General features: G+C 70.5%; 12 protein-coding genes and 2 pseudogenes. 8 read left to right on the forward strand and 6 right to left on the reverse strand.

The features are described 5' to 3' along the window. Positions 1–156: 156 nt before the first annotated feature. From ACIPLC_RS37595 to ACIPLC_RS37605, 3 genes and pseudogenes are all read right to left on the reverse strand, one after another. Positions 157–351, reverse strand: coding sequence for a hypothetical protein (locus ACIPLC_RS37595; RefSeq protein WP_400477566.1), 195 nt, complete (start codon positions 349–351; stop codon positions 157–159). Then, positions 351–1,052, reverse strand: a complete 702-nt coding sequence (locus ACIPLC_RS37600; protein WP_400477567.1) for a hypothetical protein — start codon at positions 1,050–1,052, stop codon at positions 351–353. The genes ACIPLC_RS37595 and ACIPLC_RS37600 overlap by 1 nt, the downstream gene beginning before the upstream one ends. A gap of 92 nt (positions 1,053–1,144) precedes the next feature. After that, a pseudogene (locus ACIPLC_RS37605) lies at positions 1,145–1,372 on the reverse strand (Tn3 family transposase); the annotation flags it as partial. Between the two features lie 256 nt (positions 1,373–1,628). Here ACIPLC_RS37605 and ACIPLC_RS37610 point away from each other — a divergent pair. Together ACIPLC_RS37610 and ACIPLC_RS37615 are read left to right on the forward strand one after the other, a co-directional pair. Beyond that, entirely contained in the window at positions 1,629–2,282 is a 654-nt protein-coding gene (locus ACIPLC_RS37610) for a hypothetical protein (protein ID WP_400477568.1), read from the forward strand. A gap of 83 nt (positions 2,283–2,365) precedes the next feature. Further along, the gene (locus ACIPLC_RS37615; protein ID WP_400477569.1) at positions 2,366–2,677 is read left to right on the forward strand and encodes a hypothetical protein; all 312 of its coding nucleotides are present in this window, start codon (positions 2,366–2,368) and stop codon (positions 2,675–2,677) included. A 13-nt stretch (positions 2,678–2,690) separates the two neighbouring features. Here the strand turns inward: ACIPLC_RS37615 and ACIPLC_RS37620 are convergent, their stop codons facing one another. After that, on the reverse strand, positions 2,691–3,590 hold the full coding sequence (locus ACIPLC_RS37620; RefSeq protein WP_400477570.1) for an aminoglycoside phosphotransferase family protein: 900 nt from the start codon (positions 3,588–3,590) through the stop codon (positions 2,691–2,693). Positions 3,591–4,416: 826 nt separating this feature from the next. Here ACIPLC_RS37620 and ACIPLC_RS37625 point away from each other — a divergent pair. After that, positions 4,417–5,277, forward strand: coding sequence for a hypothetical protein (locus ACIPLC_RS37625; protein WP_400477571.1), 861 nt, complete (start codon positions 4,417–4,419; stop codon positions 5,275–5,277). Between the two features lie 34 nt (positions 5,278–5,311). Here ACIPLC_RS37625 and ACIPLC_RS37630 read toward each other — a convergent pair whose 3' ends face one another. Then, positions 5,312–6,490 (reverse strand): helix-turn-helix domain-containing protein, encoded by a 1,179-nt coding sequence (locus ACIPLC_RS37630; protein ID WP_400477572.1) that lies wholly within the window; start codon positions 6,488–6,490, stop codon positions 5,312–5,314. A gap of 206 nt (positions 6,491–6,696) precedes the next feature. On the opposite strand from ACIPLC_RS37630, the gene ACIPLC_RS37635 reads away from it, so the two are divergent. The 4 genes from ACIPLC_RS37635 to ACIPLC_RS37650 all read left to right on the forward strand — a co-directional run bounded on the left by ACIPLC_RS37635 (position 6,697) and on the right by ACIPLC_RS37650 (position 9,482). Then, positions 6,697–7,242 carry an NUDIX hydrolase gene (locus tag ACIPLC_RS37635; RefSeq protein ID WP_363632900.1) on the forward strand — a complete coding sequence of 182 codons (546 nt, stop codon included), beginning with the start codon at positions 6,697–6,699 and terminating at the stop codon, positions 7,240–7,242. 60 nt (positions 7,243–7,302) lie between these two features. Continuing rightward, complete coding sequence (locus ACIPLC_RS37640) at positions 7,303–8,169, forward strand: NDP-sugar synthase (protein WP_400477573.1); 867 nt, start codon at positions 7,303–7,305, stop codon at positions 8,167–8,169. Positions 8,170–8,185: 16 nt separating this feature from the next. Further along, complete coding sequence (locus tag ACIPLC_RS37645; protein ID WP_400477574.1) at positions 8,186–8,917, forward strand: phytanoyl-CoA dioxygenase family protein; 732 nt, start codon at positions 8,186–8,188, stop codon at positions 8,915–8,917. A 364-nt stretch (positions 8,918–9,281) separates the two neighbouring features. Further along, positions 9,282–9,482, forward strand: a complete 201-nt coding sequence (locus tag ACIPLC_RS37650) for a hypothetical protein (protein WP_400477575.1) — start codon at positions 9,282–9,284, stop codon at positions 9,480–9,482. Between the two features lie 10 nt (positions 9,483–9,492). Here ACIPLC_RS37650 and ACIPLC_RS37655 read toward each other — a convergent pair whose 3' ends face one another. Further along, positions 9,493–10,017, reverse strand: a complete 525-nt coding sequence (locus tag ACIPLC_RS37655) for a hypothetical protein (protein ID WP_363629853.1) — start codon at positions 10,015–10,017, stop codon at positions 9,493–9,495. 146 nt (positions 10,018–10,163) lie between these two features. Here ACIPLC_RS37655 and ACIPLC_RS37660 point away from each other — a divergent pair. Next, a pseudogene (locus tag ACIPLC_RS37660) lies at positions 10,164–10,578 on the forward strand (transposase); the annotation flags it as partial. Positions 10,579–10,986 lie beyond the last annotated feature (408 nt).

Consider the following 10,986-nt stretch of genomic DNA (forward strand, 5'->3'; position numbering starts at 1 on the left):
GCCCACGAGCACGAGCGCCTCTATCCCACCCCCGATCAGCAGAACTACACCCTCACTGCTTGATCAGCAGCTTCACTCGAAACGAACCGCACCCAACAGAGTTGTGCGGCGGCTGCGAGGCGCTGGAGCGATGAGTTCGGGAGTTCGGTCTGAGGACTACCACCCTGCGGAGTCACGGGCCACCTGCTCCAGGTCGGCGAGCACCGCCGGCGGCAGCACCACGTTCTCGACGGCGACCAGGGCCAGGGGCTGCTCCACCGCGCACTCGCCCAGCCGGATGTGCTCCGCGTCGTCGGCGGGCAGCTCGCACTCGATCCGGTTCAGGAACCCCTTGAGCTCGGCGACCAGCATCACGAGGCACCGCCGGCGGTGAAGGTGGCCGGGACGGACGGCGCAGAAGGAGCGGGGACGGGCGCGGTCACTGCGGCCGCGACGATCGCGGCGGCGGCAGCCCGGTCCGCCTGGTCCATCACGTCGTTGCCGTCGTTGCAGCACACCCCGCACACCAGCCGGAAGCCACCCGGCTTGGTCGGGATGTTGTAGGGCAGGCGCCTCTCGTCGTCCTGCTTGCGCAGGTCGTAACCGCACTCGGCGCACAGCAGGCCCATCCGCCCGGCCTGCTTCTCCGTCCACCACGGCCAGGCTGCGGCGAACCGGGTGTGGAAGAAGATCTCCATCCGGCCCGGCTTGGGCTGGAAGTACATGAAGCTCCAGCCAGGCGCGTCCTCGGGCATCGGCGGGCGGTCCTTGAGCGAGGGCATCCACACCTCCAGCGACGGCAGGTCCTTGGTGGCGATCCGCACCTCGTAGCCCTTGCGCGGGCGCTGGGAGCGGCTGTTGGCCAGCGGGAACCGGTAGGCCGTCACCACCTCGCACGGCACCTGCAGCACCGCCAGGTCCTGGGCGACCTCGTCGGCGTCGGGGTAGAACTCCCCGCAGTCGGCCTCGCGCCAGAACGCCAGGCCATCGCGGTTGAGTACCCCGCCGGCGTTGACCCGGCCGACCATGCGGCGCTGGGCCGTCCTCTGCTCGGCGGTGGCCACGTTCGGCACCTTCCACTCCCTTCGTCGGGTGCGGGCCCGGGCCCGCACACCGGCTCAACGACGCCCCGGCCCACCCGTTCCTCATGGTTGGGCCGCCGGGGCTACTCGTCGTCCTGGTCGTCGTCCACCGCGTCCGGGTCACGCAGCGGACGCAGGGCGCCCTCGGGCTGGGAGGGAGTGAAGGCGTACCGGCCCAGGACGTTCAGATGGCCGGCCTTCAGGGGCGAGAGGCGGGCGACGTCTTCGTCCAGGACGTCGTGCTCGCGCTGGTCGGCGGGCAGCGCCCGCAGCTGCTCGACCGCGGCGTCCAGGTAGCGGGTGTTCCACAGCGTATCCGGGGTGAAATAAGAGATGCATGACGTTTGTGCAGGTCGAGCGCTTGCGGTCGCGTCCGATAACGGAGCCCTGGTGACGGTCAGTCATTCTCTTCTGGGTGTGCCTCCGCCTCCACAGCAAGGTCGTAGCGGTAGTCGCCAACGCTGATGCGATGAACTTGGGACGTGCAGCCTCCCCCGCCACCGCTTGTCGCTACGGTTGGTGCGAATGACCTCGCCAAGTGGCTGGCCTGACCTACGAGGGGCTCTCATGTCAGAGGATCAGGACGATGTGGTTACTGAGCAATCGGACAACGAGCGACGGCTCGGCATCGACATCCGGCAGCACGCGGGCGGCCTCGTCCTTACTGGCGACAACAACCGAATCGTTCAGCTGGGATCGGGCGCGTTCCATGCGGCTCCACCACCACCTACACGTGAAGATCCGCGCCAGGTGTTCCTTGCTGAGGTCCGGGCCCTGGCGCTCAAGGAGGCGTCGCGCTTTTCCCTGCTCAGCTTGATCTTTATGGCCGCTGGAGCAACCATCCTGCTTTGCGGTGGTGTCCTGGCTCTGATGCGTCACGGCCCGTCCGCCGGCCCCTCGGCGGCCCTGATGACTAGTCTCGGGGGCGTGCTCATCGGGACTTGTGGTGGAGCCCTTGCGCTGCAGTCAAAACGATCACAACGGCGCTTGACCGCTGAGGCTGATCGAGTTGCCAAGGAACTGCTCCAGGATCACACGCGTGAGGAGGTGCTTGCTCTGATCGACCGGATTGATGACGCCGCACTCAGGGATCGCCTCAGGTCCATCACCGCGATGGAGATACTCGGCTTGTCTCCGGCTCCCGAGGATGTCGCTAGTCGAGTGTTCCCAGCGGCCAGCAGCACCCCACCTGAGATCAGTCCACCATCCTCTGATCAATGAACTGATCAGAGGTCAAAGGTGCCTCGCCCGTCCCCGCACCGGTAGCGGCCCTGCTGCTGGCGTACATCGCGGACCGCGGCAACATGAACACCGCCACCAACCAGGCATCCCGCTGGCTCTTCCCCGGCCGCCGAGCCGGCCAGCCAGCCCGCCCCGACCACCTCTCCGCGCTCCTGGGCGAGATCGGCATCCCGGTCGCCGCCGCCCGCGGCGCCGCCATCCGACAGCAACTCCTCGAACTGCCCGCCCCCGTTGTCGCGGACGCCCTCGGCTACCACGACAAGACCACCAGCCGACTCCTCCGAGAAACCGGCGGGACGTGGAGTCGGTACGCCGCAGGCGACCACACCCGGTCACCGGCGGGCTGGGCTCCCCGGGGAACTGGCGACAGTTGAGTATCACACCCGGTCAAAGGCCCTTCAGAACGCGATCAAGTGCCGACCGGCCCGCGGGCCCCCAGTTCGGCTTGCCGCCGGGCAGGCCGCGGTCCCCGGCCTGGCCCATCAGCATCAGGAACAGGCTCTTCATCGCGGCCAGCCCGCGCGCCCGTCGGATCGCCGCCTCATCCGCCTGCGCGTAGCTGTCGAAGAACCGCGCGGCGCCGCCCGCGGGGAGCAGCACCCAGGCGGCCGCAAGGTCCCAGGCCGGGTCGCCGGCGAAGACTGCACCGAAGTCGACGACGCCCGCCAGCGTGCCGTCCGCGATGACAACGTTCGCGGGATGCAGGTCACCGTGCACCCACACCCGCGGGCCCTCCCAATCGGGAGCTGCAACCGCGTCGGCCCACACGGCCCGGATGTCGTCCTCTGCGAAGCCGCCGAGCTCCACGGCCTGCAGGAAGTCCTCGAAGCCGTCCGTGCACTCCCTGGGGTGACCGCCGCGGTCCGAGGCGTCAGGCGCGTCGGCGGGAGCCTCCACGTGCAGCGCCTTGAGGAAGGCCGCCAGCATGTCGGCCGCATGGTCGCCGCGGGTGATCGAACCGTGGTCCAGCGGCGTGCCTTCCACCCATGTCATGACGGTCCAGACCTTGGGGAAGCGCTCGGACGGTGCCCCACTCCGCACCGGGGTCGGGATCGGAAGCGGCAGGTGCGAGGCCAGTACCGGCAGCCAGCGGCGCTCCTTGAGCTGCGGATCGGGGAGCTTGTCCATCCGCTGCATCCGGACGGCCAACTCGTCCCCGAGGCGCCACATCTGGTTGCCCCAGCCACCCTCCACCTCGCGGATGGGTAGCTCGGCCAGGTCCGGATGCTGTTCCCGCAGCAGGTCACGGACCAGATCCTCGCTGATCTCAATCTCGGATTCGATCATGCGAAGTCACAGTACTTGAGGTACGCGGAGCCGGCCTTGCCCTTGGGAAGATCCAGATCCCGGTTCGATCCCCCAACTCAAGGGTGGCGCCCTCCAGCTCAATGCCGACGAGGCCGCCTGCCTGGCCCCGATACGCCGCTGGCGGTCACAACCAGTCACCATTGGGCTGGGCTTCTCGGGGAACCCGCGACAGTTGAATACGCGAGCCCACCAGTACCGAGGCCGGTGTAGGCATCGAGGTCGGTCGGGACGCCGCGTTGGTGATTGTGGGTCTGCAGTGCGAGGAGCCGGTATCTCCAGTGATGCGGGACGGCGGCTGGGGAGGCCGGCCAGGGCGCGACGGCGGTGGCCGCGGTTTGGTGGGCGAGGGTGAGTTGCTGGGGTGTGAAGCGTCGTAGGAGGCGGTTCGCCCGGTGCTGGGCGGTGGTGATCTCGGGACATAGGGAGAGGTCGAGGTGGTGTTCTCCGAGATCGCTGAGCCAGATCCCGTGTTGTGTGCAGACCTTGTGGTGAATCGGGAGGTGGACGGGGACGGGCTCGCGGATACCGAGGCGGGCAGTGCACCGGTGGCAGGCGGTCGTGGCCCGGACGGGGCCTTCGTCGGCGCCGAAGGCGGGGAGCGCGTGAGCCAGGCCGGCGGGAGTTGTGCTGGTGAGGTGAGCGAGTTCGTGCAGGGCCTGGGTGGCTGCGGAGGCGAGCATGTGGTGCTGGGCTCGGTCGTCGATGTTGTTGGTCTTCGTGGAGAACCAGGTGGGCAGTCTGGGCGGCCAAGACACTGCAGGGCGCGTTCGGGGCCGAGGCCGCGCTGACGGGCCGCCAGGGCGAGGTGAACGCGGCGCTGGTCCGGGTGACCGCCCAGGCCGCTGCGATGCTGCCCACCAAGGCGGAGGCCGGACGGGCCTCCGCCGCGGGCGGGGTGCTGAAGATCCTGGACCACGCCCACTGGGCGGAGGGCTGGCCGCACCACCTCACCGGCCGCCGTCCCCGCCCCGTGGGCACGGACGAACTGGACGACATGGCCGAGGAGTTCTCCGACTGGTTCGCCGACTGGGCGGACGCTGCTCTGACCGAGGCCCGGCAGGCGCAGGGCGTGCTGGGCACCGCCGCGATCACCCGGCTGCTGACCAAGCAGGTCGGCGAGCTCGGCCGCTCGCTGGAGGGCCCCTTCCGCGCCCAGCCCTACCGGGAGCTCCGCCTGCCCGTCGTCCCGCCCGGCGCGAGCCGCTACGGCCGCCTGGACACCGTCATCCGCCAGCTCGGCGCGGCCGACATCGTCGTGGAGATCGACTCCGCGCCCAACGCCTCCTCCGCCGCCAAGCTCGCCTTCGCCCGCGACGCCGGCGCCGTCCCGAGCTGGCTCCGCTTCGGCAAGGGCAACATCGACGTCCCGGACGGCGTGGCCGTCATCGACCTGCGCGCGGTCATCAGCGGCATCCAGGACACCGCCGCCGAGCCCGTTGAAGAAAGAGAAGGCGCGGACATCACCGAGCGCGTGCAGCGTGCGATCCCCGAACTGGATCACTGCACGTACTACGAACTCGACTACCGGGGCGAGATCCTGTGCGTCGCCGTCGACTTCAGCCTGCGCGGCGTGTGGGCGCTGCGAAATGGCGACATCCACGGAGCCAGCCCCGACGACGATCCCGAGTTGGCCACTCTCCTGCTCCGCAACGGGATCCGGCTCTAGCCCGGCGCCGGACAGGCGGGCTGCTGATCGTGGGTCAGTGCCGGAGGGCTGCGTGGCGCATGTCCGCGAGCGCGGTGGCCAGGCGGGCGGAGCCGACGGTGGCCGCCAGGTCGTGGGCCTGGGCGGCGTGCTGGTCGGCTTCGGCGCGCTCGCCCCGGCGGTAGAGCACGGTGGCCAGGCGGGCGGTGGCCATGGCCCGTACCCGGGCCTGCGCCGTGTCGGCCTCGGCAGCCCGGCGCAGGTCGGCGACGACCTGGGGGTTGTCGCGGCCGGTGGCGGCGGACAGCAGGTAGAGGGCGAAGCCGCTGTCGCTGCCGACCTTGGCCTCGGTGATGCTCTGAGTCCAGGCCGGGCCGGCCGCGAGGTCGGTGACCTTGTCGTAGGCGTGCTCGGCGGCCACGAGGTGGCGGGCCGCCTGCCGCTCGTCGCCGCCCAGGGCGTGGGCTTGGGCGCGCACGGCGGCGAGCATCGCCCGCGCGGCGGCGGGCAGGCGCCCGTCCACCCGGCCAGCCAGTTCCAGAGCCCGCTCGGGGCGGCGCAGGTGGATCTCCTGACGGGCGGCGTTGGTTGCCAGATGGCACAGCAGACCCGCGTCGCCGTGCTCGTGGCCGGCGGTGAGGCCGAGCTGGAAGAGCGGGCGGGCCTCGTCGAACAGGCCGGCGTCGAAGGAGGACCAGGCGGTCAGGTTCGCCAGGCGGGCGATCGTGCCGAGCAATGCGGCGCGCACGGCCGGGCTGGTCGACGCCTCGGTGAGTGCCACCGCGGCCTGCAGCTCGCGCAGCGCGAAGTCGCGCACGGCCCGGCCGCCCGCGGCCCGGTCCCAGTGCTCCAGGACGCTGGTGCGAGAGGCGATGGCCCGGACGTCGCCGATGCGCAGGCGCGACAGGGGCGGCGCGGGCGGCAGCAGGGCGACCAGGGCTGCCTGGAGAACGTCTCGGCGGTTCGAGGAGCTCACCTCATCGGGGTGTTCGCGGTGGTGGACCTGCTTGGCGATCAAGCCCAGCTCGGCCGCCGTCCCCGCCCCCAGCACGACGCAGAGGGCCTGCCGGTAGTGCTCGTGCGGCCAGGTGATGAGGCCACGTTCTATGCGCGAGACGTAGCCGGCGTCAAACGACGATTCCCGTCTGGTGACCGCCTCGACCAGCGCGCGCACCCGCTCGGCGACCTGGCGCTGCGTCAGGCCCAGCGCGAGCCGCGCGCGCTTGAACAGCACGTTCGCCACGATGCCCCGCCCCCAACCCTCGGTCCAGGCAGAGAACTCAGCGTACCGAGACGGCCACGGACTGCCTACCGATCTGCCCTGCCGCTGTCACCCGATCCGGTGGTCTTCTGGACATGCCCCACCCGCCACCAGGCACCGGCCGACAAGCAACAGCGGAACGGCCGCCTGGGCCGGGCCGGAGCCGTACAGTCCTGGCCATGACGACCGACACCACCACCGCGTCGTGGCGCGAGATCGAACGCACCACCGTGTTCAGCAAGTTCGGCCGGTCCGTGGACCGCGTCGAGTTCGAGCTGCCAGACGGCCGGAAGGAGGAGTTCTACCTCAAGAGCGAGCGCCCGGCCGGCGCGGTACTCGCCCTCACCACCGACCGGCAGGTCATCCTCGCCCGCCAGTACCGGCCCGGCCCGGACCAGGTGCTCTACGAGCTGCCCGGCGGTTTCCTGGAGCCCGGCGAGGAGGCGCTGGACGCCATCGCCCGGGAGTTGCTGGAGGAGACCGGCTACCAGGGCGAGGTCCACGCCGCCGGACCGTACTGGCTGGACGCGTACTCCAACGCCCTTCGCTTCGCCTTCTTCGCCACCGACTGCGTCAAGGTCGCCGAACCGACCCCCGAGCGCACCGAGTTCATCGACGTCGTAACCCTCGACCTGGCGGAGTTCCGCGCCCGCGTGCTCCGCCGCGGCGAGATGACCGACACCGCCGCCGCCTACCTCGCCCTGGATGCGCTGAACCTCCTGTGACCCGGGGGCGGGCAGGTGCGGCACCCCACGCTCACCCACCCGCCACCCGGGAGGACCCCCGTGACCGAACGGAGCACCACCGACACCACCGCCCCCTACTACACCAGCAAGCTCGTCTCCCTGCCCGCCCGCGCCGTCGCCCTGGTCCTGGCCGGCGGCAAGGGCAGCCGGCTGCGGGACGCGGCCGACGCCGAGCTGCACCGCACGCCGAAGGTTCTGGTTCCGATCGACACCGACACCGGCCGCACCCCGATGCTCGGCCACGCGCTCACCCAGCTCACCACCGCCGGGTTCCGCCGGATCGCCGTGCTCACCAGCACCGACCCCGCCACCGGCGCCGACGCCGTCGAGACGTACGCCCTCACCCACCCCTCGGCCCGGCAGGCAGAGCTGACGATCCACCGCGAACAGCACCCGCTCGGCACCGCCGGTGCCGCCTACGCCGCCCTGGACCACCTGCCCGACACCCCGGCCGCGGTGGTGCTGCCCGCCGACACCCTCTTCCCCACCGCCCTGCTGCCCTCCGCCGTCGCCGAGCACCGCTCCCGCCCGGCGGCGGTGACGTGGACCGTGACCACCGCGCCCGGCCGCTCGGCCCAGAACGCGGGCCGGCTCTTCCTCGCCCCCGACGGCCAGCACGTCGTCCACGCCCTCGAAGGCGTGGACGCCACCCTGCCGGCCGGGAGCCGCAGCGGGCTGCGGCAAGCCACCAGCACCGGCGCCGTCATCCTCACCCCCGCCCCGTTCCGGGCCCTGTTCGAGGAGTACGCCCGGCGCCTGGCCAACCCCGGCGAGGCCGACCTGTACCGGCAGTTCATGCCCTGGGCGATCAGCCAGGGACACCCGGTCGGCGCCTTCGACATCCGCACCGCGGCACCCGACCTCGGCACCCCGGACCGCCTGGCCGCCTTCGGCCGCACCGCCTGAGAGGGGATCAACCGCTGTGCCCACCACCACCTCGCCCGTGCTGACCGAGCAGCAGGCCCGCCACTTCCGCGACCTCGGTTACCTGCGCCTGCCCGATGCCGGTCTGCCCCAGCGCCTCCTGGACGACGTCGCCGAGGCCGTCCGCGCCCGCGCCGCCCGCCTCCCGGCCGGGCGGGCCAAGGTATACCGGCTCTACCAGCACGACCGCGCCCTGATGCACCGCCTCGTCGCCCACCCCGCCCTGACCGGGCCGCTCACCGCGCTGCTCGGCCCGAACGTGGTCTACGTTCTCAACCGGCACAACCAGGGCTCCCTCAACGCTCCGGGTGCCCAGGAGGTGCGGCTGCACCGCGACATCCTCCAGCCCACCCGCGGCCTGCTGACCGCCGTCGTGTACTTCGAGGACGCGACCGTGGAGACCGGCTGCACCTGGATCGTCCCCGGCTCCCACCGCGCGCCGTACGTCGGCGTCCCGCAGCCAGACGGCGGCGGCACCTGGATGGACGAGCACCCCGAACTCGCCGACCTCGCCGACCAGGCCGTGCCAGTGCCGGTCCCCGCCGGCGGCGTCCTGCTCTTCGACGGCACGCTCTTCCACACGGTGGGCGCCAACACCGGAGGGACGACCCGCACCAGTGCCGTCCTCGGCTACCGCAGCGCGGACGAGCTCGACGCCCACCCGGACCTTGACCGGCAGGTCGTCGTCGCTGGCGCCCAGCTGTACCGGGGCAACGACCGGCCGAACTGACGCAGCGCCTGGCGAACACCCGTCCAGGAGGTTCGACCGAACCACCTCCGGGCCGATGATCCGACCTCAGCATCCGCCGGTGGTCGGATCATCGTGTCCCGTCTCATTTGATCTTTGCCGGTGACATGGTGCCCGAGCTGGGCTGATGCAAAGGGTCGTGAGACCCGATCACTTCGCTGGTCTCACATCTCGTTGTCGCTCAAGCGAGCTTTTCGCCGGGCGTCTCAGGTCCGGTTGCCGCTGATCTTGGTTCGAGATGGGAGAGGTCGAGGAGGCGATAGACCGTCACCTGGGAGACCTTGATCGTTGAGCTGCCCTCAGCCCCGGAGGTCGGTCCCCTCCAGGCCGCGTGGATGATGGCGCGGTGACGAACATCAGCGACGCCCACGTGAAGGTCCACTTCCGGATGGAGATTGACGAGGACGGTTGGCCGCCCGCCAGCGTTGAGAGTCTGTGGGCAGTGGACCTCGGCGACGGAACAGTGCGTCTCGACTTCCGGCCCGTCGCCGCGGCCGGCCGCCTTCTGCTCCTCGCCACGCCGGTCCGGCCCGCGGCCGGCACCTGACCGTCTCGGTTCAGTCGGGTTCCTCTTCCGCGTCGCCGATCTCCGCCCGCAGGTCGTGGATGCTCCGCAGGATCTCGATGAGGGCCGCCTCCGTCCGGCCGAGACCCCGGCGGACCCCGTCCACGTCGCCGGCCTCGAAGTGGAGGTGGGCGCCGAGCGCGTCCACCGCGACGGCGATCGCCATCGCCGACGCCATCCGGCCCGGGGGCGTCTCGTCCTGGTCAAGGCCCATGAGCTGCACGCCAGTGCGCTGCAACCGGTTGATCAGCGCGTTGGTCGACACCGCAGAGCCGGGGCCGGCCTGGTCCATCCACCCGAGCAGCACCTCGGCCTGGTCCTGGTCGACCCCCAGCCTCGTCGCGGCGGTGACCTCCAGTTCGACCCTGGCCAGCAGCACGCCGAGCAGCCGCCGGCGGTTTCCCTCCTCCGGACCCTGCGGCCACAGTTCAGGATCGAGTACGGGCTCGTCCCCCAGCGCGACCAGGGCCGCATAGACCTGCTCGGCGCTCACCGGGAACTCGCTCTCGACGCTCACCCGGCCCAGCCTCCCCGGTCAGCAGCGCGAGCGCGCGGACCCACGCCCGAGACACCACCCGTTCGATTCCCGGCCCAGCCGAACGCTTCGTACACCCTCAGAAACAGGTATTCAGCGAACTTCACACACATGAAGAACACGGAAGTGCTGGCTCAAGATAACGGCCGCAAGCGCCACCTGGTCGTGGACACCCACGGCCTGCCGCTGTTCGTCATGGTCACCCCGGCCGACATGACCGACCGCGACGCGGCGAAGGAAGTGCTGTTCCGGCTGCGGCTGATGCATCCGGAGATCACGATCGTCTGGGCCGACTCCGGCTACGCGGGCCCGAAGCTGGGCGGCTGGGCGAAGAAGTACCTGAACCTGACCCTCAAGACCGTCGGCCGGCCGAAGGGCGTGAAGGGCTTCGTCGTGATCAAGCGCCGTTGGGTGGTGGAGCGGTCGATCGCCTGGATCACGCACGCCCGCCGGCACGCCAGGGACTACGAACGGCTGATCCAGCACTCCGAGTCGTTGATCACTTGGGCCGCGATCACCCTCATGACCAGGCGCATCACGCAAAGACAGTCCCGCCGGGCCGGCCAGCCCAATCCCCGCGCCCCGATCGGGCACTGATCATTCTCAAGTTCCCCGTCGGGAACGCGGCCGGGAAGAACCCGAGTCACCGGCCGGCGCCTCACTCTCCCACGGCCCCGGGCGGCCTGTCAGAGGATTCGCCGCGCTGAAGCAAACACCCGGCGGGTGATGTGATTCGTCGCCTCACTTTCCTGATGGTCAAGGCCAGTTGATTTTTTGGGCTTAAGGAGTGAAATCATCGCAAAACGCGCAAAGAGGCGTCCGCGCTGAGCGATAGCAAGCGTATTCCCCGGGACTATGAGAGGGCGGAATGAGAGATTAAGTCCGTTCTGTCGTCGCCTGAACGTGTGGCCTTGCCGCCTCCGGCAGATCGCGGGGCTGGCGCCGTGCTGA

This window comes from Kitasatospora sp. NPDC086801, assembly GCF_044745805.1.
Lineage (GTDB): Bacteria > Actinomycetota > Actinomycetes > Streptomycetales > Streptomycetaceae > Kitasatospora.

Bases quoted from the DNA above. Each gene is read 5' to 3' on its own strand.
- ACIPLC_RS37595 (WP_400477566.1), bottom strand. From the start codon at position 351: ATGCTGGTCGCCGAGCTCAAGGGGTTCCTGAACCGGATCGAGTGCGAG.
- ACIPLC_RS37610 (WP_400477568.1), top strand. From the start codon at position 1,629: ATGTCAGAGGATCAGGACGATGTGGTTACTGAGCAATCGGACAACGAG.
- ACIPLC_RS37635 (WP_363632900.1), top strand. From the start codon at position 6,697: ATGACGACCGACACCACCACCGCGTCGTGGCGCGAGATCGAACGCACC.
- ACIPLC_RS37615 (WP_400477569.1), top strand. From the start codon at position 2,366: ATGAACACCGCCACCAACCAGGCATCCCGCTGGCTCTTCCCCGGCCGC.
- ACIPLC_RS37620 (WP_400477570.1), bottom strand. From the start codon at position 3,590: ATGATCGAATCCGAGATTGAGATCAGCGAGGATCTGGTCCGTGACCTG.